Here is a 24,366-nt window from a genome sequence, read left to right as displayed (position 1 = left end):
TATATTTGCGTTAAATTCAGTCGTTTTGAGAAAGTATATTTCATATTTGGTTTTAGCAGGCTTCCTGGCGACCGGTGCTTTGGAAAGCTGCACTTTTAAAACCCCACAGCAAAAAAAGACGGCATCTCTTAAAAGGAAAAGCAAGCGTGGAAATTTGCCATGCCCCTGCGATTCAAATTAATCTCCTTTATTTTTCTCTTTTATGAAGAAAATTGTAATCGCACTAGACGGATATTCCTCATGCGGTAAAAGCACTACGGCAAAATTAGTTGCAGCGGCTCTTGGCTATGCCTATATAGATACCGGAGCCATGTACAGGGCGGTTACATTATATTTTCTTCAGCACCATATTTCCCTTACGAACCCAAAGGAGATAAATGAGGCACTGAAAAACATTGAGGTTGAATTTCACTATAATCCTAAGACAAAAAGAAACGAAGTCTTCCTTAATGGCCTGAATGTTGAAGATGAAATACGCAAGATGTATATCTCAAATCAGGTGAGCGAAGTAAGCGTGGTGCCGGAAGTACGTCATGCCATGGTAGCCCAGCAACAAAAAATGGGTAAAAAGCGTGGTGTAGTGATGGATGGGCGCGATATTGGCACCGCTGTGTTTCCGGATGCTGAAGTAAAGATATTTATGACTGCTGATGTGGATACCAGAGCAAAGCGCCGGCAGGAGGAGTTGTTGGAAAAGAAGCAGTTAATTAATTTAGATGAGATCAGAGAGAACCTGTTGAAGCGTGACTTGATAGACTCTACAAGGAAAGAGAGTCCATTACGCCAGGCGGAAGATGCTGCTTTGCTTGATACATCTCATATGACCATTGACGAGCAGGTCGATTTCGTGCTTGAAAGGGTAACTTCTGCAATGATAAATGAGGAGAAAGAAAGAGCTTTGAATCAAATCTGAAGTGAAAGACAATGAAGGTAACTATAGATAAAAACTCGGGCTATTGTTTTGGTGTGGAATTCGCCATTCAGATGGCTGAGGATGAAATGGAGAATTGTGAAGAACTCTATTGCCTTGGTGATATAGTTCATAACAGCATGGAGGTGCAGCGCCTTTATGAGAAGGGCCTTCGGATTATAGATAGAGACCAGCTAAAGGAGCTGCGTGACTGTAAAGTGCTGATTAGAGCCCATGGCGAGCCGCCAGAAACATATAAACTTGCTTTAGAAAACAATATTGAGCTAATTGATGCCTCCTGCCCGGTTGTGCTCAAACTGCAGAACCGTGTGAAGCATGCATTTGATGGCGGTAAAAGTGAGAACGGTCAAATTGTTATATACGGCCAGGTAGGGCACGCAGAAGTAGCAGGTTTGGCAGGTCAGACTGGTGATGAGGCGATTATTGTAACAACAGAGGAAGACCTGGAAAAGATTGACTTTACACGCCCAGTCACTCTGTTTAGCCAGACGACCAAAAGTACAAAAGGATTCTACCACATAAAGGAGCTGATTGAAGAGCGCATTAAGCAGGCGAGCGAAGACAGCACCTTGCCAAACTTCAATGCTAACGACAGTATCTGCCGTCAGGTATCGAACAGGGAGCCACAACTGGCCCGTTTCTCTACAGAACATGATGTAATTGTGTTTGTGAGCGGCAAAAAGAGTTCGAACGGGAAAGCCCTGTACAGCGTATGTAAGCAGCACAACCCCAACAGCTACTTTGTCGAAAACGAAGAGGAACTGCAGGACGAGTGGTTCTCAGAGGCTGAGAGTGTGGGGATCTGTGGTGCAACTTCTACGCCTATGTGGCTGATGGAACGTGTAGCCACTCACATTTCTAACCTGAACCTGGCTGAAGTATAGAACTATAGTAAATAAACTATAAAGCATTTTTGCTACATTTAGGCTTTGCTTTGGCAAAGCCTTTTTTGTGAAACCCGAGACATGAAAAGATTATTCCGCTACTTTATTAATGGCCTTTTAATTATTGCTCCCTTTACACTTACAGTTTGGATAGTGGTGGCTATAATAGACTGGTTAGATGGTATGTTTGATCTGGGAGTGCCTGGTTTGGGCATATTGCTAATGGTCCTGCTTCTGACCCTGGTTGGCTATATTGGCTCTTCTTTCTTTGTTAAGCCTTTCCTGGTTGTTTCAGAGCGGCTCTTGCACAAAGTGCCGCTCGTGAGCATAATCTATTCCAGTCTCAGGGACCTTTTTGATGCGTTTGTAGGCGACAATCAGAAGTTTAACAAACCAGTTATTGTTAAAATGCAGGAGAGTTCTGATAATTATAAGCTTGGGTTTGTTACGCATGATGCCCTGCAAACCGTTAATATCGAAGACTGTGTAGCCGTTTATTTTCCGCATTCCTACAATTTCTCAGGCGAGCTTTTTATCGTACCGAAGCGCAACGTCACCTATTTGGATGCTCCAAGCAGTGAAGTAATGAAATTTATCGTATCTGGCGGTATATCAAAACTATAACCTTATTTGAGAGTATTAGGTATTACTGCAACCAAAATGTATGCATGCCGAATACTATGATAGTGTCGGAATTATAATTTTGCCTGTCTATTGAACATGCCTATACTTATAAAAAACAGATCAAAGCTCCACTACCGTGTTATCGGGCAGGGGAGCAGAGTTATGTTGGCTTTTCATGGATATGGGCAAAGTAGCGCCTATTATCAGGTAATGGAGCGCGCAATAGGCAATGACTACACCATTTATGCATTCGACCTTTTCTTTCATGGGAAGAGCCATCTGCACAAGCGGGACATGCCGCTTACTAAAGAGTTTCTGGAGGAGTTTATTTTACACTTTCTGGAAAAGCAAAACATTAAGAGTTTCTCCTTAATGGGCTTTAGCATGGGAGGGAAATTTGCTCTTACGCTCGTCGAAAAAATGCCGGAGCGTATCAGAGAAATGTTTCTTATTGCCCCGGATGGCATCAAAACAAGCTTCTGGTACAACATTGCTACCTATCCGGGTTGGCTGCAACAACTGTTCAAAAGGACAGTGCTTAAGCCTGAGCCTTTCTTTAAGTTGCTGCAAGTGCTGGAGAGATACAACATGATTCATAGAAGTCTCGTCCGGTTTGCCCACTTCCAAATGGACAGCACCTCAAAAAGGCTGCGCGTATACCGTAGTTGGATAGGGTTTCGGGACCTGAATTTTGATATCAGGCGAATTGTGGAACTTCTTAACAAGCACAAAGTTCCGGTAATCATGTTCCTGGGTGAATATGACCAGATAATCTCTCCTAAACGGGTAGGCGTTTTTGTTGATGCCTTAGAACAGGGAGAGCTTGTTATCTTAAAAACAGGACACTCTTACCTGCTGCAGGATGTGGCTGAACTTCTCCATAGAAAAAAGATGGCAGACCGTACCTAAACTTTAAACGTTAGCAGCAGGAGTGGCTAAAACATTGTTGCGCTGATACAGTATACAGTTTTTAGAATACTTAAAGCGCAGCCACGCTTATTGTTGTGCCTTAAAATGCGCCTTCTCTTATACAAATCAACAATCATGAAAAGACAGACCAGTCTGCTTATCTATAGCTTTGTTTTCCTCACCTTTAGTTTCGGGTGCTCCTCCGGAGAAGAAACGGAAGAAAGAAATGCAACCGCTGCTACAGACGAACATGTACCTGCCGGAGGAGCTAACATTCCCACCGGACCTGTTGATAAAGACCTTGAGCGGATTAAAATGCCAGAAGGCTTCCGGATTGACTACTATGCTAAAGACGTGGACAATGCCAGGTCAATGGCTCTTAGTAAGTCAGGTGTTTTATTCGTTGGCACCCGTGAAGAGGATAAAGTTTATGCCGTGGTAGACAAGAACAGAGATGGTAAAGCCGATGAAACTATAGTGGTAGCCAGAGGTTTGAACTCACCCAATGGTGTGGCTATACATAACGGGGATCTGTATGTGGCGGAAATAAGCAGGGTGATCAAGTTTCCAAACATTGAGCAGACATATGCAACGCAGCCAAAGTATGAAGTAGTGAATGATGAATTTCCTTCAGATCGACATCATGGATGGAAGTACATTGCCTTTGGCCCGGATAACAAGTTATATGTGCCAGTTGGTGCACCCTGTAACGTATGTAAGGAAGAAAATCCTGTTTATTCTTCCATTACCCGTATGAATCCTGATGGATCTGAGTTGGAAGTTTATGCCGAGGGCGTACGTAACACCGTAGGATTTGACTGGCACCCGCAAACTAGAAATTTATACTTTACTGAGAACGGCCGTGATATGCTGGGTGATAACCTCCCGCCAGATGAACTGAACCGTGCCACGGAAAAAGGGCAACATTTCGGCTTTCCCTACTGCCACGCAGGCACTATCACAGATCCTGAATTTGGCAAGCTGCGCGACTGCAGTGAATTTGTGTCGCCGGTACAAAATTTAAGTCCGCATGGTGCTGCACTTGGCATGAAGTTCTATACAGGAAGCATGTTTCCGGAGCAGTATAACAACAATATCTTTATTGCGGAACACGGTTCCTGGAATCGATCCAACAAGATTGGTTATCGTGTGATGCAAGCTAAAACGGATGGTGGTGGAAATGTAACAGCTTACGAGCCATTTGCGGAAGGGTGGTTGCAGGGGCAGTATGATTGGGGGCGTCCCGTGGATGTTCTGGTTATGCCTGATGGGTCACTACTCGTTTCAGATGACAAGAACGATGCTATTTACCGGATCACCTACACAAAATAAGTAAGGTACGTGCTTCTTTGGTTAGCCATTAATTAATCAAGATAGATTGTGCTTTTTGTTTAAAACTAATTAGTCATTCGTAATACGTAAAGCTTAATTACTAACTTGCCTCTGATGAAAGAGGAAAATTCAGAAAAAGTTAAACCAGAAAAGAAGGTAATAGGCAGGAGAGAACTTGTTTCTTTCCCTGAGCTGGATATTGATGAAATTGAGGCAAAAATTGATACGGGGGCCTTTACATCAGCCATTCACTGTTCTGACATACATGAGGAGACTCGCTCTGATGGTACAAAAGTAATCTGTCTGGATTTACTGGACCCATCGCATCCGCAGTATAACCACAAGAAGCTGGAGTTTACGGAGTATGACCTGCGTGAGATAAAGAGTTCAATTGGGGAGAAGCAGGAGCGTTACGTGATCCGGACAAAGATCAGGCTATTCGATGAGACACTGGAAGCAGAATTCTCTTTATCAGACCGCAGCGACATGAAGTATCCTGTACTTATTGGAAGAAAGCTGCTCAAAGGCCGGTTTGTTGTTGACGTTTCCCGTAAAAACGTCTCTCAGAAGTATAAAAACAGGCAAAAGAAGAAATAACTTATTGTATGAAAATAGCCATTCTGTCCCGTAACCCTAAGCTTTACTCTACCCGCAGGCTGGTGGAGGCAGCAGAGCTGCGCGGGCACGAAGCCATTGTATTAGACCATTTGCGTTGCGACCTTATAATAGAGCAGGGTAACCCTCACATTCTTTACAAGGGGGAGCGCCTGAGTGCAATCGATGCTGTTATCCCACGTATTGGAGCATCTGTAACATTCTATGGTACTGCTGTTGTGCGCCAGTTCGAGATGATGAAAGTAAAGAGTGCCGTGGATTCTCAGGCAATTGTGCGTTCCCGGGACAAGCTGCGTAGCCTCCAGATACTATCCCGTGCAGGACTGGGTATGCCTAAAACAGCCTTTACTAATTATTCTAAAGAAACTTCGGAACTGGTAAAAGAGGTTGGCGGAGCTCCATTGGTAATAAAGCTACTGGAGGGTACCCAAGGTCTAGGGGTAGTTTTGGCTGAGACCAAGAAAGCTGCCGAATCAGTAATTGAAGCTTTCCATAATTTAAAAGCCCGTATCATTGTGCAGGAGTTCATTGCCGAGGCTGGTGGTGCCGACATTCGTGCCTTTGTTGTGAATGGTGAGGTTGTGGGAGCTATGAAGCGGCAGGGCAAGGAGGGCGAGTTCCGCTCTAACCTGCACCGTGGTGGCAAGGCCATGCTGATCAGGCTTAGCCGGCAGGAGAAGGCCGCAGCGTTGCTTGCTGCTAAATCATTGGGTCTGGGTGTGGCCGGTGTAGATATGCTACAGTCAAAGCGAGGGCCACTCATTCTTGAAGTTAATTCCTCCCCAGGTCTGGAGGGTATAGAGAAAGCTACTCAGAAAGACATTGCTGTAAAAATAATAGAGTACATGGAAGGGCTGGTGCAGAAGAAACCCACTAAAAAAAGAGTGAAAGAGTAGCATGCCGGAAACTATTGTAATCAACGGCAGGAGTATAGACCGTGGTGAGAAAGTTCTGACGAAGCTGGTGATCAGCAAGCTGCCTAGCGGTACAGTAATAGAAATTCCCGTTTACGTTTTCCGATCCGTGCATGACGGGCCGGTAGTGCTTTTAATGGCGGGCATGCACGGAGATGAGGTAAATGGTACTGAGATAATCCGCAGAATGCTTTCCCGAAAGATGCTGTACCCGCTCAAAGGTACCATTATAGCTGTGCCAGTACTGAACATTTACGGGTTCCTGAACTTCTCAAGGGAAGTGCCGGATGGAAAGGATGTAAACCGTAGTTTCCCGGGGAACAGGGATGGATCCTTAGCAAGCAGGGTGGCACATCGCTTCATGAAAGAGGTGATGCCTTATGTTGATTATGGAATTGATTTCCATACCGGAGGCTCCAGTCGTGCAAACTACCCACAGATCAGGTGTATGCTTGCTGACCATAGAAACGAGGAGCTTGCAAGGGCCTTTGCCCCTCCTTTTATCATGAATGCACCCTATCGCCAGGGGTCGTTAAGAAAAGAGGCTGGCAAACTAGGGAAATCCATACTTGTGTATGAAACCGGTGAGTCCCTGCGTTTTGATGAGAAAGGGATAAATATGGGCATCGATGGCACCTGCCGTGTGCTGCATCACCTGGGTATGATGGCAAATCATACGGAGCCAACCGAGCCTACTGTGCTTTGCTCAAAAGATGTTTGGCTTCGGGCAAAAAATGCCGGCTTATGGCGCACCTTCATCTCTATAGGAGAGTATGTGAAAAAGAACCAGTTCATTGGCACTATTACGGATCCTTATGGTGAGATGGAAGTTCGTTTAAATGCACCATCTGCCGGATATGTAATCGGACTTAACAACATGCCAGTGGTTAACCAGGGGGATGCGCTGTTGCACATAGTATTTTAAGATTTAAGCTGATTCAGATAATACAGAAGGCAAAAGTTACCTAACACGGTAGCCTTTGCCTTCTGTATTTAAAAGTAAATTTATATATTTAATTATATCCGGATCTTGGGGCAGGCTTAAGCTGGCACCAGGAGTGGCAAACACTGTAGGCTTCACTTGATACTAAAACACAACCCACTTATGATAAGATTTTTCAAAAGCTGTAGTACTGAAAGAACCAGATTTTCACTACCTGTTTTGCTGGCTGTTATTGTAATTCTGTTTTGTGTAGGTTTGATGGTGGGTGAGTCAGTAGGGCGATTTATATTTAATGTTACACACTAGCAGCAGTAGATACAAAAAAGCATAGCATATAACAAAGGCCTCGCTAAAACTAGCGAGGCCTTTGTTATATGCTGTAAGAATGAATAGCTTGGTTAAAACACATATCGTACGTGCAGGGCACTGTCCCAGTATCCGCCGCCGCGAGGTATGTTTATGTAAGGCTTGATGTCTGCACCAATAGTGAAAGGAATATCACGGATATAATACTCTAAACCTAATACTCCGTCAATGCCTACTCCGAATACATCATCGTCGTAATGATCGTGGCCACGGTGATAGTAATAACGCCCGTCATAGAATCCGACATGGCCCCCTATTCCATAGTACCACTGCAGGCCCTTGGCATTGAAAGCCTGTGCATGCTTCTCATATAGTACAGTAATTACAGTTCCTCTGTACTTAAAGCTTGTGCTGATAATGCCTTCGATGGCCGCATCACTTTTAATAAAATGTTTGATAGTTAAACCAGATGCGGCTCCACCTCTAAATCCAATGCCTGTTGTGTAGCCACTGCTCTGAGCCTGTGCACCAACGGCAACAGAGAGTAAGAGTGCAAATGCAAACGAAATGCGTAGTAAGATTTTCATTTAAGTTATGATTTGTAAGATGTGCTTAACCACAGCATACGGTATGCTGCGGTGGCTGCAAAATTACAACTTCTAACGTAGTTAAAGGGGAATATTGTGCTGAGGGGCTAACTTTTAATTTCCTCTTTATAGTCCTGCAGGTAGGCCGTGCGTTTTGTACGGCGACCTATAAGCTTGAAAAAGGAGATAAAGTTTTGATTGTCATGCTGAAGGGCTCTGGCGAAGGCGTCTGCCTCATCGCTCTGCTCATAGTCCTTAATATACTGTTCACGGATGTGCCCGGCCTCTTCTAGCTCCTGGGCAGACTCCACCTTTACAAGGCCTGTTTTTTCCCAGAGCTTTCGCCACCAATCTATAGTATGTATAAAATACCAGTAGTTTTGATAATCTTCTTCAAGAAAATCAGGTACTTGTTCTGGCGTCTCTATTTCTTCTGTGAAACAAACATCTACTATGGCTAAATATCCCCCTGGTTTTATAAAACGGGCAATGTACGGCAAGTACTTTTCGTCTGTGCCAAAGTAGGTGTAAGAGTCTACAACGATAATTGCATCAAAATACTCTTCGGCAAAAGGAAGTGCGCGGGCATCGGCCTCAATGGGAGTGACTTTGTCTGCGCAGCCTGCATCTTTTATTCGCTGAAAATTATCACTTGCCGAAACAGCGGGATCTACTGCCCATACCTTTACACCGAATTCTTTTGCCAGGAAGATAGAACTGATGGCTTTGCCACAACCAAGATCCAGCACATGCATACCTGGTTCCAGGTCAAGTGATTTGGTTAGGCTTTCCAAATTGAAAAGAACATTTTCACCCATAGAGTGCTTGCGCACCCACTCTGGGTCATAATGAGAGGCTTTCGGGAAAACGTATTTCAGGTATTGTTGCTGCATAGAATTCGGGTAAACATGTCTGCAGCTTACGGTAGGGTAGGGCCTATAGTTTAGAGCCTAGTGTTGCAATTTCATCAGAAGAATGAATGTGCACCCCTTTCTGGTTCTGGGCTGCAGCATATACCATGGCTTTAGCCACTGTTTCTGCTTCTATGGGTTTGTAGTTTTTAAGCGGCCCCACCATAAGGTTACTGAGGGGCTTCATTATTTTAGAGGCCAGTTCTTCACCTGACCTTTTCTCCTCACGATCGCCAAGGAGCAAGGAAGGCCTGAAGATATGTACTGCATCAAATCCCTGTTGCTGCACATCACGCTCCATCTCTCCCTTTACTTTATTGTAAAAGATCATAGAGCCGGCATCAGCACCCATTGCTGATACCACCAGAAACTGGGCAGCACCTTTTTGTGCTGTTATATTTGCCAGCTCCACCACGTATGTATGGTCTACTTTATAAAATGCTTCTTTAGAGCCAGCTTTTTTAATGGTGGTGCCCAGGCAGCAGAAAACATCATCCGCAACCAGTATACTGGAAGATGCCTTTAGCTTGTTAAACGCAACCACCCTCTGCTCCAGCTTCGGGTGGATCAGGGGCAGGTCGTGGCGGCCTATAGAAATTACCTGACTGTACCTGTCGCTTTGAAGGAGCAGATTCAGGCAGTGACCTCCCACTAAACCACTGGCACCAGCTATAAGTGCGGTTCTAACTTTTTGCATCTCATTTTGTCTTACGCAGAGAGTACGTTTCTTATACTTATATAGTCTATAAAATATAGTAGCTTAACGGAGAAATTATTATTCTGTGGTGCCTGGAAAGTGCGTGAGAGGTTGTCATAATAGGATGAAGGTATCTGCTGAAGCCTTTCTAATATAGCGTTCTTCCATACTATTCGTAACTCACTTCCAGGGGCAAAGCGCCAGCTATACACCAAGTCCAGGTTAAACGTATTAAAGTTAATGTCCTTGAATCTGGATTGTTTAGAATCCTGCTCAACCGTTATCTGTGACAGTGTTCCGTCTTTCTGCAGATAGTATAGCCAGTTTATCTTAGCTCTTGACCAGTAATGGCGAACGTTGAGTGTCAGACCTGTATTTTCATTAAAGATATACTCTCCTGACAAGGTGGTAGTAAGGGTTTTAACATCTCTGTCTGAAAAGATTCCGCTGCTTTTGCCCGGGTTGGACGGGTCTGGTATATAGCCAATGTTGTGCTTCTTGATGTTGTAGTTGTTGCCACTAACGAGGAGTAACTTATCGCTTACTCTGAAACGTGGATCAATGCTGAACCACCAATCGCTCTGGTTGTAGCGTTTAGATTCCCAATGGCCTATGGATGCATCGAAAGCAAGTCTTTTGCGGTAGTCTGATGAAATGCTGCCACTTATATCATAAGCTGGTGGTTTGATGAACACTTGTGGGAAAGTTCTGGCCTCGAAGTAATCATAGGCGTCACCGGGTCTGAAGCCCCAGTTAAGGTTAGCACTGGTGAAATTCCGGAACTTAACAAAATGACGGGCATCAAAGCTTAAACTGGTAAACTCACGCGGAGCGTATAACATTCCGTGGTTCACACGCAGCCGGTTGTTCCAGTTCAGGAATTTCCAGATGGGCTGGTAAAAATTGTAGTTTACCTGTGCCGAAGTGCTCATCTCGTTACTATTCTGGAGATAGCCTAAGTCGTTTATATCATAGGTGTCAGACTCAACACTATGATTCAGGCTGTACTGTAGGTTACCACTAACCTTTGCAAGACTGATGTTATACTGATGGCCCAGCGTCACCTCAGGTTCGCCTGCTGCATCTTTATGCTTGCCATACAATTGGCTTATGTTACCACCGGCACGCAAGGCGAAGGTATTCGTCCTGTCAGCAAAACGTATTTGTAACCCGGATACATTGGCATCATAAAGATTTTTGGAGCGAGTTACATTGGTGTTTGTAAAGGTAATAAAGGAGTTGTTTCGGAGTGTTTGATCCAGTACAAATACGCTGTAGTTCGTAAGGGGGTCTGTTAGTATTTCTCGGGTGTTACCTGTTGAGTCCTCAACTACAGCAAACATGTTTCTTGTTAGCGCATTAAACAACCCGATGCCAAGACCATTTTGGGTCCTGCCCGAGATTTTTGCTGCGTTCAGCAGGCTGCTCGTGGCCGGATTCTCTAGTATTACTTCTCCTTCATGCATGGATTTCCTTACACTGCCAAAAAGTAATGGAGTGCCTCCGATTCTGCGGGAATAAAACAACCCTGCTTTGTTAAACAACTCTGTTCCCTCAGTAAAGAATTGGCGGTTTTCACTGAACTTTACTTCGAAAGGAGAAAGGTTTAGTATCTGGTTATCGGATTGCGTTTGACCGAAGTCGGGGATAAGTGTTACATCAAGTGTAAAGGCGTCATTGATGCCATACTTTACATCCATCCCACCATTGATGGAGTGAGTGTAATTGCTCTTGCCCTCGATATTAGAAGGATAATGATTTACGTATCCTGAAACATAAGGCGCAAACTGAAGCCTCACCGGCGATTTTATGTTTTCTATTCCGACTGCTCTTCCCTCCTGGTTCACGAAACCCTCTACAGCGTTGTCCACATGATTCCAGAAAGACTTCTCGCGGGTACGGCGGATTATACGCATGTAGTTAACACCCCAGGTCTGCACCTCTGCTTTAGGGAAACGAATGGCTCCGTAGGGAATGCGCATTTCCACTGTCCAGCCCTCCGGATGCCGCTTTACATGGCTGGCCCAGACAGCATCCCAGTTTCGGTCTTCTCTGCCCTGCGATAATTTTATATCTGTTTGTACGCCTGCCGCAGAAACCAAAAAGGCGAAGGCGTTTTGTTTGTCGTTGTAGGTATCAAGGTACACGCCAAACATATCTGAATTGTTCTCACCAGAATCGCGCTGCCCAAGCTGGGTAAGTATAGAATCAGGGGCTGTATCATAAAGTTTTGCGCCAATGTATACAGCTTCGTTATCATACAGCATGTACACCTCCGTCCTCTGTGATGAGGGTTTGCCGTTGAGCGGATCAAAACGTACAAAGTTGGTGGCTGGCGCTACAACTTGCCACACCTCCGGCTCTAAAATGCCATCCATTTCAGGAGCTTTGGTGGTGCGTATAGCCCGTGTTGTCTTCAACTTTGAGTTACCTTCTGGATCCTTGGCAGAACCTGAGGCGTGTACGGTAGTGGTAAATAGTATAAGTGTTAAGGCAAGTGGTAGTAGTTTGTTAAGCATTTTTGTGTAGCAGCGCCGGGTGAGGGCGCTGCTTTGTGATAGTTAAAGTATAGATAGTTCAGGTCCGGTAGCAGGAATAATCAGAGGGAATTATGCAAGGCGAATGCTATCCTCTGATAAGGTTATTTTACCTGCTTTATACAGGCCGCCAATGGCACGTTTGAAAGTCTTTTTGCTCATTCCCAGCGCCTGGTATATTTCCTCAGGCGTACTATTATCAGATAAAGGAAGCCAGCCGCTGCCTTGTTCCAACAACCTCATGATTTTATCAGAGGCTTCGTCAGATTCTGTTTTTTGTGTAGCCCCGGGTTTGCGTAGGGTCACGTCAATTTTGTTGTCAGGGCGAATGAGTTTGATATAGCCGGTAGTTTTGTCGCCGATGCGTAGGTCCTTGAAAGTTTCACTCTTGTAAAGCATCCCCATGTATGCATTATTGATGATCACTTTTGTGCCAAGGTCGGTGTATCCAGCTACAAGCAATTGTACTTCTTCTCCTTCTGTAAGTTGTATGTTTTCGTTCTGGAGGTATTTTCCTAGTTTAGAGGTAGCTACAACACGGTCAGAGGCTTCATCCAGGTAAAGGTATACGCAGTACTTCTTTCCAACCTGCATTTTGTTCTTTTGGTTGTTGAGCGGTACTAACAGGTCTTTTTCCAGTCCCCAATCCAGAAAGGCGCCAAAAGGCGATACATCGTTGCAGGTAAGGCAGGCGAATTCTCCTACAGTAGCGTGGGGAACCAGGTTAGTAGCTATAATACGGTCTTCGGAGTCGCGGTAAACAAACACACGTACTGTATCGCCCACACGGGCGCCCTCTGGTATGTATTTAGTTGGAAGTAAAATGTCTCCATCCTCAGAAGTTAAATAGACTCCGAAGTCTACTTCACGTGCTATTTCGAGCTCGTTGTAATCGCCTAACTCTACCATTGTTATCTTAATGTAAGGTGCTGTCTTACAAAACTAACAAAAAGCAGGCTTGCTTGAAAGTTGTAACAATGGATTAATGAAGGTTATGTATGAACTCTACCGGAATTCTGCTACACCAGGCCGGGTAAAGCGGAAGTCTGTGAAGTCGTAGTACGGTCTCGAGGACTCAAAAATTCTGAAACTTCTGAAGTCTTCATTTACAGGCAGCTTTGGATAATAGCTAAGAAGGATTTGGATGGTGCTAAAAGAAAGGTACTCATTCCTGAACCTGAAGCCAATGCCATATCCCCGGTACGGGGTCTCTGTAAACGGAGAGCTCTTGTTGCCAGTAGACAGCCAGGCAATATCTGCAAACAAAACAGTTGCCAGCCGAAAGCCTAATAAAGACAAGGGTGTGTATAAATTAGCCTCGTAATTAAACGTCACCCTGCGTGAGCCCCTGAGGAGATCGGAGCGGAATCCCCGCAGGCCACTCTCATTATTAATTGCCAGTAGCTCTTCCGGGTTACGGTTAATGCCAAAGGTGCCACGGCCTAATATATAGTGGCGTAATTTCCAGTTGCCCCACTCGGTTAGTCTGGTAAAATATAAAGACTGTACCTCCAGCACGCCTTGCTCCAGGCGCTCATCACGGATGTAGGTGCCATAGGTGGCGCCTGTATAAAGATACCCAAAGCTGGGGCTGTATTTGGCAAAAGAGGTAGAGGCAGCAAAGTAACGTCGTTCCGAAATATCACCTTTCTCATAGCCGCCTGTAAACGATACTAATGTGCCTGCAGGAATGTCCTCTGTTCGTCCGAAACCAAAGAGGTAATGGTCTTTGTAGTACTTCCGGATACTGTAGCCTACACTGCCTAACACAAGGATGTTGCTTTGGAAATTATCCGTTGGCATTTTACTATAGTCTGTATCAATGGCACGTAATCCCATAATCAGGCGTCCTCTGGGTTCATAGCCAAGATTGTAGGACTTGAATTTAAAGGCCCGGCCTAACCAGACATCTCGGCGGGAATAGCTCAGGTCACCGAAACGGGGAATGGTGTCTTCTGGTATGGGGGGTAACAGCAACTGCTCATCTATCCATGCTACTCCTGCTGCACCTGCATATTTGGTGTTGGTCGAAAAAAAGTCTCTGCGGATGAACAGGCTTTTCTCTTTGTAGTAGTTCTGATTTATGTAGGCGACATCGGCAGATATATAAGTTTTCCCGATGTTCTCAATGCTATACTCTCCTGAGACCTCCCAGGGGCGAGGGCGGTTCATATTGAAGCGGTAGGTGCTTCTTAGCTGGTGTCCTTGCCCTAAGAAGTTTAGCTCACGCAGTGATATCCTGCCTGATCCGGAGGAAGGAGAGTAGGAGCCGGAGCCGCCTAAGCTGAAAATGTCTTTTGTTATCACAAGCACATCCACGCTGTCTTCAGTGGTTGTTTGCTCATTTACAATGATGCGTGCATCCAGCAGGTATTCTGTCTGGCGTAGTAAACGTTCAGATTCAACCAGTGCTAGAGGTTGAAGGGGCTCCTTCTTCTTGAAAAGCAATTTATTGCGTACCTGTCCGCGGCCGGTTTTTACATGAAGTGAGTTGCCAGCCTTTTCGAAGAAAGTTTTAGGCACCCTTGATGTGTCATTAATGGAGTACCCAAATGCATCCAAGGTGATGATATCCAGGTTCCGGACAATTTTGTAATTGTGCTTCTCATATTCCCGCTGAATTAACTCGGCATCCAGCCCGTACACTTCCTCGCTGCTTCTGTCAAATACAAGTATGGCCTTTAGCAGTTTGCCCATAATTGTTTTTCTTTCAGACATTCGGCGCAGGTTGTCCATTATCCGCTCATCAAATTTCTGCCTTGTGGTATCAACGGGTGCGGTTGTAGTATCTGCTTTAGGTTTCTGCTTCGGTGCTTCCTGGGCCAAACAAAACCCCGCGCACAATAACATTGCTCCTACAAGGATAGGGCACAGCAAATGTCTTAACCAAGGGTGTGATGACTGCATGTCAGAAGATGGTATTCGAAAGGCATCAAATAAACTTCCTAATATAACGAATTCTGGTTGCTAGGGTGGTAATTAAGCTCCTTTTTTGCCCAATCTAGTTTTTTGAGCAACAATTAAGTGCTAATTAATTTAGTAATACAGCCTTTTGTTGATAAGTTTTTGCTAATATTTTTGGGGTTTTCGCTGGCTTTGTCTTATCTTTAGAGCATTGTAAAGGTAAAAAACCTGTTATGGATGATAGAATTACAGAGAAACTAAAGATATTAGCAGATGCTGCTAAATATGATGTTTCCTGTTCGTCTAGTGGAGGTAAGCGAAAGAATGATAACAAAGGGCTGGGTAACGCAGAGGGTATGGGTATATGCCACAGTTATACAGAAGACGGGCGTTGTGTTTCTTTATTGAAGATTCTGCTGACTAACTTTTGTATTTATGACTGTGCCTATTGCGTTACCCGCAAAAGTAACGACATAAAGCGTGCAGCCTTTACGGTACAGGAAGTGGTAGACCTTACCATTAACTTCTACAGGCGTAATTATATTGAAGGACTGTTCCTGAGTTCTGGTATTTTCAAAGATGCTGACTACACAATGGAACGTCTGGTGCGGGTGGCAAAAAAGCTTCGCAAAGAGCATAAATTCAACGGCTATATACACCTTAAAACAATTCCGGGTGCCAGTGAAGAACTTATTAAAGAAGCCGGGCTTTATGCAGACAGGTTAAGCGTTAATATCGAACTGCCATCAGAGAAAAGCCTGCAGCAGTTGGCGCCTGAAAAGAATTATTCCGAGATACTGCTGCCTATGAGTAACATACAAAAGCAACTCATGCAGGCACAGGAGGAAAAGAAGCTTTTTAAAGCTACTCCAATTTTTGCACCGGCAGGGCAAAGTACACAACTCATTGTTGGAGCTTCGGTAGAGAACGATCATCAGATTCTTCAACTCTCTGATCAATTATACAAAGGCTATAATCTAAAGCGGGTATACTATTCAGGCTATGTCCCGATTAGCAATGACAGTCGGTTGCCTGTCATTCATGAGCCACCCATCATACGGGAGAACCGAATATACCAGGCAGACTGGCTGATGCGCTTTTACGGTTTTAATGTGCAGGAAATAGTTGATGAGCAAAACCCTAATCTTGATTTGCAGATTGACCCGAAATTGGGATGGGCGTTGCGAAACAGGCACTTTTTCCCGGTTGAGATAAACACTGCTGATTATGAAATGATTTTAAGAGTGCCTGGCGTTGGGGTGAAATCAGCTAAAAAGATCGTCTCTGCCAGAAGGTTTGCGCAGTTGAATTTTGAGCACTTGCGCCAGATGGGGGTGGTGCTTAAGAGGGCAAAGTATTTTATAACCTGTCAGTCAAAAAGCCTTCAACGCCAGGATTTCGACTCTCAGGCAATCAAACGCAGAATCTTATTTGGGGATGGGGCTGTGAGAAGTACTCTTTTAACACAGCAACTGGATCTGTTTCGTCAGGTAGGTTGAAAAACGTCTTTTATCATGGCAACACCAAAGAAGAAATCAAATAGTCACATACATACTTCCCAATCTATACAACCTAAGAAAGTTCTGATTATGAGAAAGAATCAAAAAGTCGCTCGTGTTTCAATGTATTGCAAGCTAAGTATGCTGGTGCCCCAGTTGCAAAACCTTTCAGCCAGAATGAACACAGAAAACAGCGAGAAAGGCAGAGGCGGTCAAACCTATAGCAAATAACACAGTCTGTACATGAAGACCTCTTATACCTATGATGGGACATTTGAAGGAATTCTTACAGTAGTGTTCGAGGCGTATGAACGTAAAACCTGGCCCTGCAGCATTGAGCAGGAGCATTTGGCGCAACCTCAGATTTTTGGTGAAACAATTAAGATCACAACGGATGAACAAAAGGTGAGCAGAGTATGGCAGGGGCTGCAAAAAAAGCTTTCGGCTTCTGCTTTAACAGCATTGTACCATACTTTTTTATGGGAGCAGCCGGGGTTCGAAATGGTAATCTTTGACTACATTAAACTAGCCTTTACAACACAACACAACATAGAAGATAATTATGCAGCGCCGTGTGTGCTGAAAGTGCAGCAGGCCGCAAAACAAATGTTTAGGGAAAAACACAGAATGGAGGCTTTTGTGCGTTTCCAGAAGGCTGCTGATGGTGTCTTTTTTGCGGCTATTTCCCCGGACTTTAATGTATTGCCCCTTATCATAAAGCATTTTGAAAAGCGCTATGCGGATCAGCAATGGATTATTTATGATATCAGGCGCCATTACGGTGCCTTCTATAACCTGCAGAATACGGAGCTTATTAACCTGGATCAGGTTTCACTCTCTCGCCTCAGGAACTTACCCGCAGAACTACTTTCTGATGAAGAAGAAAACTACAAGCAGTTGTGGCAGGTGTATTTTGATCATGTCAATATCCCTGAACGTAAGAATCCTAAGCTCCACCTGCGTCACATCCCCAAACGCTATTGGAAATACCTTTCTGAAAAACAGCCTAGAATAAAGGCTTAGCCACTTCTGCAGCAGCATCTGAAGATCAAAAAATTATAATTGCTGCAAATTGTACTTCAGCTGCAACCATTTCTGCAAAAAATACGTTTATAATAATATATATCAGTTTAGTTGTACTGCAGAGAAAGCTTCTGAGGCCAATCTTATGGCTTGGAAGCATGAACTGCGCAAATCATATTTTTGCACTATGAATACACGCGTACGAAAGAAACTCATTCAAGTAGCTCGCGGTAGAGCTCATCTAATGACCTTCCAAAATCTTATTTATGAGGCAGAATTAGGCCTTAATTTAGAGAACCCTCATGAGAAATCGATGCTTGCAGAAGTGATCGATGAAATCTCAGAGAGAGAGTACAAAGAAGGTAGACCCCTGTTGAGCTCTCTTGTGAGGGTAAAAGGGCAGAAAAATCAAGGTGATAGCTTTTTTAGGCTCTGCGAAAGACTTGGCTTAGGCAGTTGGAAAGAGCTGAAGCGTAACTCTAAATTTATTGAGGATCAGCGGGAAGCATGCCGAGAGTTCTGGCAAGACAAGAAAAATTTTTCATCCTACCTATAATAAATCTCAGAAACGGCAGTCCCCATTTCACTCCCCGGGCTGCCGTTTCACATTTTTATTGATACTAAACATTTTGAAATCCCTTCAGTTAATAGTCTGTAATTTCCGACAATCCGATACATCAAAGGGAAGAGCAGTCCTCCTTCAGTTTGCTTAAAGTTCTCTTCGTCTGCGTAAAAAGAATAAGCTCCTGTCTCTGGATCAGGCTTTGAGGAAGTCACAATCCGCCCAGGTTCTTTGTCTATATTAATATCAAAAATTACATCCTGCTTCCCGGGCGTGACAACCCGTATAATACCTACTTCACTATTCTTATAAGTCAAAAAGTATACATGTTCGTATACCAGCGTGTCATTCCGGAGCATCGGGATAGAATTTATTAGAAATACCCGTTGTAGCTTTTTTCTTCTTCTGGTTAGAGGTGTTTTCTTTCATATACTTATTAACCCGGTGCTCTGCGCGTCAGTCTTCTTGATCAGGCTATCATTTCCCGAGTACTCTTTAACGGTAATGTACTTCTTTGGCAAGTTTAAGAAGTAGGTCGTAAACGTAATACTCGTATCCGCTCCAAATTTTATCCTTTCTATGGTATAGGTCATCTTTTGTACACCTTACAGAACGGCTTTACCTCCAAAAGCACTTGTTACCTTTTCTTTTACCTCATTCACCCTTTTTAAAATGGATTCTGATAGGATACATAAGGGTGAGCAGAGACAGGTGAAGAGAAAAAAGATTCATAGCCTCAACCTTAGTATGAAACCATGCTAACAAAGGGTGCAGTAGCTTTTTCAGCTGGATAAGTTGCACCTTACAGAGTTGGTTGAAAGGCTCAATAGTTACACTTACAATCGATAAAATTTGAATATAAGCTTGAATATATAGTTATATAATGCTTTATTTATATTCTGATACTCCCAATTTCTATGAAAAGAAAGCCTGGAGCAGCTTTAGCAGGCATTTCTAGCAAGCTTAATAATTACCCAACTCATGACTATCAACTCTAAATTAAAAGCTTGCCTATGAAAGCAATCTCTACTCTCACAACCCTTATTGCCTGTTTTATCTTCTGTAGCATAACAGGGGCTGACGCTCAAAGAAAAAAGTTCGGAAAAGTAGAAGAAGCCGAGTTAAACATGAACTCCTACGCGAAGGACACCAGTGCGGCGGCAGTCATATTGTTTGATTATGGTGAAAGTAGATTCACTTTTAACCAGGAAGTGAAAGTTGTTTTTGAGAGGCACATCCGAATAAAGATTCTTAAGAAGTCTGGCTACGATTGGGCAAATGTGTCTATCCCGTATTATGTGAAAAATTCTGATAAAGAAAGAGTAACAAATATTAAAGGCTACACCTTTAATATGGTAAATGGCGAGGAACAGAAAGACAAACTGGAGTCAAAAAGCGTGTATGAGGAGCAACAAACGGAGAACTGGCATGCCAAAAAGTTCTCGATGCCTAACGTAAAGGAAGGTTCTGTACTGGATATAACTTACACTGTTCACTCTGATTTTATTTACACCTTGCGGGATTGGGAGTTTCAGTCCTCTATCCCTACACTATGGAGCGAGTACCAAGTCGAAATTCCAGAATATTTTGATTATAAGTTTTTGATGCAGGGATATTTAGCGGTGAATGATGCGAACCGAAGCCAGAGCAATGGTGCAGGGGCGAACATGAAGAACAACAAATATTATTGGATAGTTAAAGAGGCACCTGCATTGAAGGAAGAAAAGTATATAACCACCTTAAATGACTACCGGTCTAAAATAGAGTTTGAACTGGAGAGGGTTAAGTGGCCGGGAGAATCACCTAAGACAATGACCGGTAACTGGGAAGATGTTACAAAAGACTTGTTAGCGGCAGATAAGTTTGGGGTGCAGCTTAACCGGAATAATTTCTTCAAAGATGATCTCGCTGTAATCATGGCATCAAGTAAGGAGCCAAAACAACAGATGGAGGCAATATATGCGCTTGTAAAGAAGAAAATGAAGTGGGATGAGAAGTATGAGATCTATGCGAAAAACCCTATCAGGAAAGTGTACGATACAGGGAGTGGCAGTGTAGCTGAAATAAACTTGTTGCTTACCTCCATGCTACTGGAAGCTGGACTTGATGCGGCTCCTGTACTGCTGAGCACTCGCAGCCATGGCCGGGTGCGTACCGGTTACTCACCTATGCTTTCAAAGTTTAACTATGTTGTTGCGCACGTGAAGATTGGAGACAAAGAGTACCTGTTGGATGCAACAGATCCACTCCTTCCGGCAGGTATGTTACCAGTGCGATGTTTGAATGGAGAAGGGCGTCTGATCAAGAGAAATGATCAGCGTTGGGTAGCGTTGCAGCCACAAACCTCTTATACAAAGCTTTTCAGCACTAACATGACCATCAGTAGTCAAGGTGAGATCATGGGTTCAGGTAAAGAGTCGGCAGGAGGATATGGTGCACTTTCCCTGCGCAGATCTATTCTGGATGAAGGTGAAACAAAGTACATGGAGCGTGTTGCGAAAGAAGTAGGAGACTTTAGTGTTGGTAAACCTAAAATAGAAAACCTAGGCGATATAAACAACTCCCTGAACATTAGCTATGATATAAAGGCTAATGGTAGCGGCCAGACAAATGATATTATCTATTTGAACCCGATGTTAGGCTATGGGGAGGAAGAAAATCCTTTTAAACTAAGTGAGCGGTTATACCCTGTGGACTTCGCGACGCCTATTGATGAGACGTACATTTGTAATATTACCATCCCGGAAGGTTATATAATTGAGGAAGCTCCTAAAAGTGTAGCTGTTAACCTACCTGAGAATAGTGGACGTTTTATGTATATGGTGGAGCAACGGGGAAATGTGGTTCAGGTAATGAGTAAAATCAATATCAATAAGCCTGTGTTCTTTGCGCCCGAATATGCAAACCTGAAAGAGTTCTACAACCACATTGTAGCTAAGCATGCAGAGCAAATCGTCATTAAAAAAGGCAGTGCAAGTAACTAATCAATGCGACACGCTGCTTTCTAAATTTAGAAAATAAGAATAACATGAAGTATATCTGTGCTTTTGCCTGGCTGTTAGGATTATTGGCTACTCTGCCAGCTATCGCGAATGAAAACAACAAGTTTATCAAGGATACAAACCTGATCATCAACTCAGAAGAAACGGTTTTTACAGTTGATGCCATACACAGTGGTACGACCACCTTCAAAACCTCAATCACCATACTTAATGCTAACGGACAACATCGGGCAAAACTGTACGTGCCTTATGACAAGCTGAGCAAGGTCAACTATATAAAGGGGACCTTGTATGATGGGAAAGGCAGAAGAATAAAGCAGCTTAAGAACAGCGAGATAGCTGATATCAGTGCAGTGTCTAATTCTTCCCTGGTAACTGATAACAGAGTGAAAGTAGCCAACCTGACACACACTGTTTATCCTTACCTGGTAGAGTTTGAGTATAAGATCACCTCTAAAAACATGATGTTTTACCCTCTGTGGAGACCCTTGGATGAGGAGAATATGATGGTGGAGAAGGCGTCCTTATCTGTCTTGGTTCCTAAAGGAAGTAAGCTACGCTACAGAGAAACTAACATGCCGGACAAGGTAAAGAAAGAAAGTACAGATTTGCATGATGTATATGTGTGGCAGGTGCAGAAACTAACACCCGTGCGGCAGGAACCCTCCGGTCCTCCTTTAAAGGAGACTGTACCACAGGTGCGCACCGCTCCTGCTGATTTCGAAGTAGATGGTTATCAGGGTAACATGGAAAGCTGGGAGAGCTATGGACTCTTTTTTGAAAAGCTGAACAAAGACCGTGATGTGTTGCCCCTGGAGACACAACAGAAGCTACAGGCGTTGGTTGCGGATTTAAACACACCTGAGGAGAAAATAAAGAAGGTATATGATTACCTGCAGGGTAAGACAAGATATGTATCCATACAGTTGGGTATAGGAGGATGGCAGCCCTTTGAAGCTAACTTTGTGGATAGCAAAGGCTACGGCGACTGTAAAGCTCTTACAAATTACACACAAGCTATGTTGAAAGCGGTTGGGATAAAATCTTACCAGGCATTGATATTAGCTGGAGATGGTGAATCAGATATTCTGACTGATTTCCCTAGCAGCCAGTTTAATCACGTAGTGCTTTGCGTGCCAACTGCGAACGATACTATCTGGCTTGAATGTACCAGCCAAACGAATGCTGCCGGCTTTGCTGGTAGCTTTACAGGTGGGCGCCATGCTTTGCTGATTACACCAGAGGGAGGCAAGCTAGTTACTACACCAGATTATGTGGCGCAGGATAACCTGCAAAAGAGAAGTATACATGTAAAGCTTGATGAGACAGGTAACGGTACAGCGCAAGTAACAACGGTGTACACCGGTATTCAGCAGGAGTCACGGGACTATGTGCTTCACAACCTGAAACCGGAGGAGCAACGCAAATGGCTGTACCAGCAAGTGAAGGTGCCATCATTTGAGATTAAAGATTATGCCTGGCAGCAACAGAAGAAGTTTATACCTGAAGTAACGGAGAAGATGGAGCTGAGCCTGCGCCAATGTGCCACCCTCAGCGGAAAACGCCTGTTCCTTAGTCCTAACCTGATGAACAAGTGGACCTATGCTCCTGAGCCGATTGAGAACCGTACCACCGATGTTGTTCGCTCAATGGCGTTTCTGGATGTGGACACGGTAACATTTGAGCTACCCGTTGGATACACGCTGGAACACAAGCCGCAGGACCGTGAACTCAAATCTATGTTCGGTGAATACAAGTCGAGTACAACAATTGAGGGGCAGAAAGTGATATATGTTCGTTCCCTCAAGATGGACAAGGGAACATTCGAGCCAGATACCTATGCAAAATACCTTGAGTTCCTTAACAGTGTCATTACCGCGGATAAACAGCAGGTGGTATTTGTAAAGAATGTGCAGTAGTAGGGGAATTCCTTTAGGTGAAATATTTTTAAAAAAATAAAATATAAAACTCCTGCGTCTTTTCAGAAGTGGCTCCGTCATCAGGGTGTAAATAAGTAAAACACCTTAAAATGATAAGCCATGAAAAGATTCCATGTAAACGTAAGAGTAAAGGATTTAAAAGAGTCGGTTGGATTTTACAATGCCTTGTTTGGAACAGAGGCAACTGTATTGAAAGAAGATTATGCAAAATGGATGCTGGAAGATCCGCGCATCAATTTTGCTATTTCCTTACACCCTGAAAACGCAGGCATTGAACACTTGGGTATTCAAGCAGAAAATGAAGCTGAACTGGCAGAAGTATATGGGCGCCTGAAAGAAGCAAAGGGTACCATCCGTGAAGAAGGAAAATGCACTTGCTGCTACGCAAAGTCAGAGAAGTCATGGATAACAGATCCGCAGGGAGTAGACTGGGAAGCCTTCTATACTTTTGGAGAATCTACCGTATATGGTGAAGGCGCTAATGCCAAAGAATTTAACCACGAGTCAGCTGCCATTTAGTACAAAATAAAACATCTGCCTACTTTCAGGCAAACGTATCAGCAGAGGGTAAACATAACCCTTCTGTTGATACGTTTTTTTGCTAAATCTTCGTTTATTTAGAGATGGAAAACTGCTGCACCAAAACAGAAGAAAAAAACCAGCCTTTTGCTGACACCTGTTCAGCAGTGGCTCCTGTATACCTGGCTTATGAGGCGCAATTAAAAGGCTTCGTGCAAAAGCGGATCCTGGATAAGGCTGAGGCAGACGATATTCTGCAACAGCTTTACTTAAAGGTCTACAAGAACTGTGAGCAGCTTCAGGAGGTAAAGAATGTAAAGGCCTGGTTGTATCAGATAACCCGCAACGCAGTTTATGACTTCTTCAGGGAGAACAGCCGCCGGCAAAGTATAGCAGAACTGGAGCTTTCAGAAGGCGAGTTGCCGGAAGATACCCGCCATGAAGTAGAAGCACTGGTAGAACCACTTATAAAACTGCTGCCAGACGAATATGCGGAGGCCCTGCGCCTGAGTGAACTGGAGGGTATAAACCAAAAAGAGATTGCGGTCCGTCTGGGCATCTCATACTCTGGTGCTAAGTCGCGTGTACAGCGTGGTCGTGATAAGCTAAAAGCATTGTTTATGGAGTGCTGCCATCTGGAATTTAGCCATGACGGACAAGTAACAGGAGCAAGCGTAAAAGAAAGTTGTAAACCATTGAAGCATCTTAGCAAAGAGTAAGTCTGGTA

General features: G+C 43.9%; 22 protein-coding genes. 15 read left to right on the top strand and 7 right to left on the bottom strand.

Annotated features, from left to right (window positions below; all coding sequences use genetic code 11):
* Positions 1-202: 202 nt before the first annotated feature.
* The 8 genes from cmk (at position 203) to ACFSRY_RS11975 (ending at position 7,134) form a co-directional block, all read left to right on the top strand.
* A complete protein-coding gene (cmk, locus tag ACFSRY_RS12010) occupies positions 203-913 on the top strand; it encodes a (d)CMP kinase (RefSeq protein ID WP_377507515.1) in 711 nt (236 codons plus the stop codon).
* An 11-nt stretch (positions 914-924) separates the two neighbouring features.
* Positions 925-1,815 (top strand): 4-hydroxy-3-methylbut-2-enyl diphosphate reductase, encoded by an 891-nt coding sequence (locus ACFSRY_RS12005; protein WP_377507512.1) that lies wholly within the window; start codon positions 925-927, stop codon positions 1,813-1,815.
* An 81-nt stretch (positions 1,816-1,896) separates the two neighbouring features.
* Positions 1,897-2,439 (top strand): DUF502 domain-containing protein, encoded by a 543-nt coding sequence (locus tag ACFSRY_RS12000; protein ID WP_377507509.1) that lies wholly within the window; start codon positions 1,897-1,899, stop codon positions 2,437-2,439.
* A gap of 96 nt (positions 2,440-2,535) precedes the next feature.
* Positions 2,536-3,348 (top strand): alpha/beta fold hydrolase, encoded by an 813-nt coding sequence (locus tag ACFSRY_RS11995; RefSeq protein ID WP_377507505.1) that lies wholly within the window; start codon positions 2,536-2,538, stop codon positions 3,346-3,348.
* 135 nt (positions 3,349-3,483) lie between these two features.
* Entirely contained in the window at positions 3,484-4,680 is a 1,197-nt protein-coding gene (locus ACFSRY_RS11990) for a PQQ-dependent sugar dehydrogenase (protein WP_377507502.1), read from the top strand.
* A 114-nt stretch (positions 4,681-4,794) separates the two neighbouring features.
* Positions 4,795-5,277 (top strand): ATP-dependent zinc protease family protein, encoded by a 483-nt coding sequence (locus tag ACFSRY_RS11985; protein ID WP_377507499.1) that lies wholly within the window; start codon positions 4,795-4,797, stop codon positions 5,275-5,277.
* Between the two features lie 8 nt (positions 5,278-5,285).
* Positions 5,286-6,191, top strand: coding sequence for a 30S ribosomal protein S6--L-glutamate ligase (rimK, locus tag ACFSRY_RS11980; protein WP_377507495.1), 906 nt, complete (start codon positions 5,286-5,288; stop codon positions 6,189-6,191).
* Position 6,192: 1 nt separating this feature from the next.
* The gene (locus tag ACFSRY_RS11975) at positions 6,193-7,134 is read left to right on the top strand and encodes a succinylglutamate desuccinylase/aspartoacylase family protein (RefSeq protein WP_377507491.1); all 942 of its coding nucleotides are present in this window, start codon (positions 6,193-6,195) and stop codon (positions 7,132-7,134) included.
* A gap of 416 nt (positions 7,135-7,550) precedes the next feature.
* Here the strand turns inward: ACFSRY_RS11975 and ACFSRY_RS11970 are convergent, their stop codons facing one another.
* The 6 genes from ACFSRY_RS11970 to ACFSRY_RS11945 form a co-directional block, all read right to left on the bottom strand.
* The gene (locus ACFSRY_RS11970; protein WP_377507488.1) at positions 7,551-8,045 is read right to left on the bottom strand and encodes a hypothetical protein; all 495 of its coding nucleotides are present in this window, start codon (positions 8,043-8,045) and stop codon (positions 7,551-7,553) included.
* A 107-nt stretch (positions 8,046-8,152) separates the two neighbouring features.
* Positions 8,153-8,938, bottom strand: coding sequence for an SAM-dependent methyltransferase (locus ACFSRY_RS11965; RefSeq protein WP_377507485.1), 786 nt, complete (start codon positions 8,936-8,938; stop codon positions 8,153-8,155).
* 43 nt (positions 8,939-8,981) lie between these two features.
* The gene (locus tag ACFSRY_RS11960; protein ID WP_377507482.1) at positions 8,982-9,653 is read right to left on the bottom strand and encodes an oxidoreductase; all 672 of its coding nucleotides are present in this window, start codon (positions 9,651-9,653) and stop codon (positions 8,982-8,984) included.
* An 11-nt stretch (positions 9,654-9,664) separates the two neighbouring features.
* Positions 9,665-12,172 carry a DUF5916 domain-containing protein gene (locus ACFSRY_RS11955; RefSeq protein ID WP_377507479.1) on the bottom strand — a complete coding sequence of 836 codons (2,508 nt, stop codon included), beginning with the start codon at positions 12,170-12,172 and terminating at the stop codon, positions 9,665-9,667.
* Positions 12,173-12,262: 90 nt separating this feature from the next.
* Positions 12,263-13,099 carry a CvfB family protein gene (locus tag ACFSRY_RS11950; RefSeq protein ID WP_377507476.1) on the bottom strand — a complete coding sequence of 279 codons (837 nt, stop codon included), beginning with the start codon at positions 13,097-13,099 and terminating at the stop codon, positions 12,263-12,265.
* Between the two features lie 96 nt (positions 13,100-13,195).
* A complete protein-coding gene (locus ACFSRY_RS11945) occupies positions 13,196-15,097 on the bottom strand; it encodes a hypothetical protein (RefSeq protein ID WP_377507473.1) in 1,902 nt (633 codons plus the stop codon).
* A gap of 230 nt (positions 15,098-15,327) precedes the next feature.
* On the opposite strand from ACFSRY_RS11945, the gene ACFSRY_RS11940 reads away from it, so the two are divergent.
* The 3 genes from ACFSRY_RS11940 to ACFSRY_RS11930 all read left to right on the top strand — a co-directional run bounded on the left by ACFSRY_RS11940 (position 15,328) and on the right by ACFSRY_RS11930 (position 18,172).
* Complete coding sequence (locus ACFSRY_RS11940; protein WP_377507470.1) at positions 15,328-16,593, top strand: putative DNA modification/repair radical SAM protein; 1,266 nt, start codon at positions 15,328-15,330, stop codon at positions 16,591-16,593.
* A gap of 243 nt (positions 16,594-16,836) precedes the next feature.
* Positions 16,837-17,616, top strand: a complete 780-nt coding sequence (locus ACFSRY_RS11935; RefSeq protein WP_377507467.1) for a TIGR03915 family putative DNA repair protein — start codon at positions 16,837-16,839, stop codon at positions 17,614-17,616.
* A 187-nt stretch (positions 17,617-17,803) separates the two neighbouring features.
* On the top strand, positions 17,804-18,172 hold the full coding sequence (locus ACFSRY_RS11930) for a hypothetical protein (RefSeq protein WP_377507463.1): 369 nt from the start codon (positions 17,804-17,806) through the stop codon (positions 18,170-18,172).
* Between the two features lie 47 nt (positions 18,173-18,219).
* Here ACFSRY_RS11930 and ACFSRY_RS11925 read toward each other — a convergent pair whose 3' ends face one another.
* Positions 18,220-18,537: a hypothetical protein gene (locus ACFSRY_RS11925; protein ID WP_377507460.1), complete on the bottom strand. Its 318-nt coding sequence runs from the start codon at positions 18,535-18,537 to the stop codon at positions 18,220-18,222.
* 654 nt (positions 18,538-19,191) lie between these two features.
* On the opposite strand from ACFSRY_RS11925, the gene ACFSRY_RS11920 reads away from it, so the two are divergent.
* From ACFSRY_RS11920 to sigZ, 4 genes are all read left to right on the top strand, one after another.
* Positions 19,192-21,162: a DUF3857 domain-containing protein gene (locus tag ACFSRY_RS11920; RefSeq protein WP_377507457.1), complete on the top strand. Its 1,971-nt coding sequence runs from the start codon at positions 19,192-19,194 to the stop codon at positions 21,160-21,162.
* 44 nt (positions 21,163-21,206) lie between these two features.
* The gene (locus ACFSRY_RS11915; RefSeq protein ID WP_377507454.1) at positions 21,207-23,099 is read left to right on the top strand and encodes a DUF3857 domain-containing protein; all 1,893 of its coding nucleotides are present in this window, start codon (positions 21,207-21,209) and stop codon (positions 23,097-23,099) included.
* A 120-nt stretch (positions 23,100-23,219) separates the two neighbouring features.
* Positions 23,220-23,639 carry an ArsI/CadI family heavy metal resistance metalloenzyme gene (locus ACFSRY_RS11910; RefSeq protein ID WP_377507451.1) on the top strand — a complete coding sequence of 140 codons (420 nt, stop codon included), beginning with the start codon at positions 23,220-23,222 and terminating at the stop codon, positions 23,637-23,639.
* 104 nt (positions 23,640-23,743) lie between these two features.
* Positions 23,744-24,358, top strand: coding sequence for an RNA polymerase sigma factor SigZ (sigZ, locus tag ACFSRY_RS11905; protein WP_377507444.1), 615 nt, complete (start codon positions 23,744-23,746; stop codon positions 24,356-24,358).
* Positions 24,359-24,366 lie beyond the last annotated feature (8 nt).

Source organism: Pontibacter locisalis (genome assembly GCF_042684605.1).
Taxonomy (GTDB): domain Bacteria; phylum Bacteroidota; class Bacteroidia; order Cytophagales; family Hymenobacteraceae; genus Pontibacter; species Pontibacter locisalis.
The sequence above is the reverse complement of the archived record's forward strand: the minus strand, read 5'-3'. Positions and strand labels throughout refer to the sequence as shown.

What these genes read in the sequence shown, in the direction of transcription:
- rimK (WP_377507495.1), top strand. Translation starts at nt 5,286, where the DNA reads ATGAAAATAGCCATTCTGTCCCGTAACCCTAAGCTTTACTCTACCCGC.
- ACFSRY_RS11950 (WP_377507476.1), bottom strand. Translation starts at nt 13,099, where the DNA reads ATGGTAGAGTTAGGCGATTACAACGAGCTCGAAATAGCACGTGAAGTA.
- ACFSRY_RS11960 (WP_377507482.1), bottom strand. Translation starts at nt 9,653, where the DNA reads ATGCAAAAAGTTAGAACCGCACTTATAGCTGGTGCCAGTGGTTTAGTG.
- ACFSRY_RS11990 (WP_377507502.1), top strand. Translation starts at nt 3,484, where the DNA reads ATGAAAAGACAGACCAGTCTGCTTATCTATAGCTTTGTTTTCCTCACC.
- ACFSRY_RS11965 (WP_377507485.1), bottom strand. Translation starts at nt 8,938, where the DNA reads ATGCAGCAACAATACCTGAAATACGTTTTCCCGAAAGCCTCTCATTAT.
- ACFSRY_RS12000 (WP_377507509.1), top strand. Translation starts at nt 1,897, where the DNA reads ATGAAAAGATTATTCCGCTACTTTATTAATGGCCTTTTAATTATTGCT.
- ACFSRY_RS11930 (WP_377507463.1), top strand. Translation starts at nt 17,804, where the DNA reads ATGAATACACGCGTACGAAAGAAACTCATTCAAGTAGCTCGCGGTAGA.
- ACFSRY_RS11920 (WP_377507457.1), top strand. Translation starts at nt 19,192, where the DNA reads ATGAAAGCAATCTCTACTCTCACAACCCTTATTGCCTGTTTTATCTTC.
- ACFSRY_RS12005 (WP_377507512.1), top strand. Translation starts at nt 925, where the DNA reads ATGAAGGTAACTATAGATAAAAACTCGGGCTATTGTTTTGGTGTGGAA.
- sigZ (WP_377507444.1), top strand. Translation starts at nt 23,744, where the DNA reads ATGGAAAACTGCTGCACCAAAACAGAAGAAAAAAACCAGCCTTTTGCT.
- ACFSRY_RS11955 (WP_377507479.1), bottom strand. Translation starts at nt 12,172, where the DNA reads ATGCTTAACAAACTACTACCACTTGCCTTAACACTTATACTATTTACC.
- cmk (WP_377507515.1), top strand. Translation starts at nt 203, where the DNA reads ATGAAGAAAATTGTAATCGCACTAGACGGATATTCCTCATGCGGTAAA.
- ACFSRY_RS11970 (WP_377507488.1), bottom strand. Translation starts at nt 8,045, where the DNA reads ATGAAAATCTTACTACGCATTTCGTTTGCATTTGCACTCTTACTCTCT.
- ACFSRY_RS11915 (WP_377507454.1), top strand. Translation starts at nt 21,207, where the DNA reads ATGAAGTATATCTGTGCTTTTGCCTGGCTGTTAGGATTATTGGCTACT.
- ACFSRY_RS11925 (WP_377507460.1), bottom strand. Translation starts at nt 18,537, where the DNA reads ATGCTCCGGAATGACACGCTGGTATACGAACATGTATACTTTTTGACT.
- ACFSRY_RS11945 (WP_377507473.1), bottom strand. Translation starts at nt 15,097, where the DNA reads ATGCAGTCATCACACCCTTGGTTAAGACATTTGCTGTGCCCTATCCTT.
- ACFSRY_RS11995 (WP_377507505.1), top strand. Translation starts at nt 2,536, where the DNA reads ATGCCTATACTTATAAAAAACAGATCAAAGCTCCACTACCGTGTTATC.
- ACFSRY_RS11935 (WP_377507467.1), top strand. Translation starts at nt 16,837, where the DNA reads ATGAAGACCTCTTATACCTATGATGGGACATTTGAAGGAATTCTTACA.
- ACFSRY_RS11940 (WP_377507470.1), top strand. Translation starts at nt 15,328, where the DNA reads ATGGATGATAGAATTACAGAGAAACTAAAGATATTAGCAGATGCTGCT.
- ACFSRY_RS11975 (WP_377507491.1), top strand. Translation starts at nt 6,193, where the DNA reads ATGCCGGAAACTATTGTAATCAACGGCAGGAGTATAGACCGTGGTGAG.
- ACFSRY_RS11985 (WP_377507499.1), top strand. Translation starts at nt 4,795, where the DNA reads ATGAAAGAGGAAAATTCAGAAAAAGTTAAACCAGAAAAGAAGGTAATA.
- ACFSRY_RS11910 (WP_377507451.1), top strand. Translation starts at nt 23,220, where the DNA reads ATGAAAAGATTCCATGTAAACGTAAGAGTAAAGGATTTAAAAGAGTCG.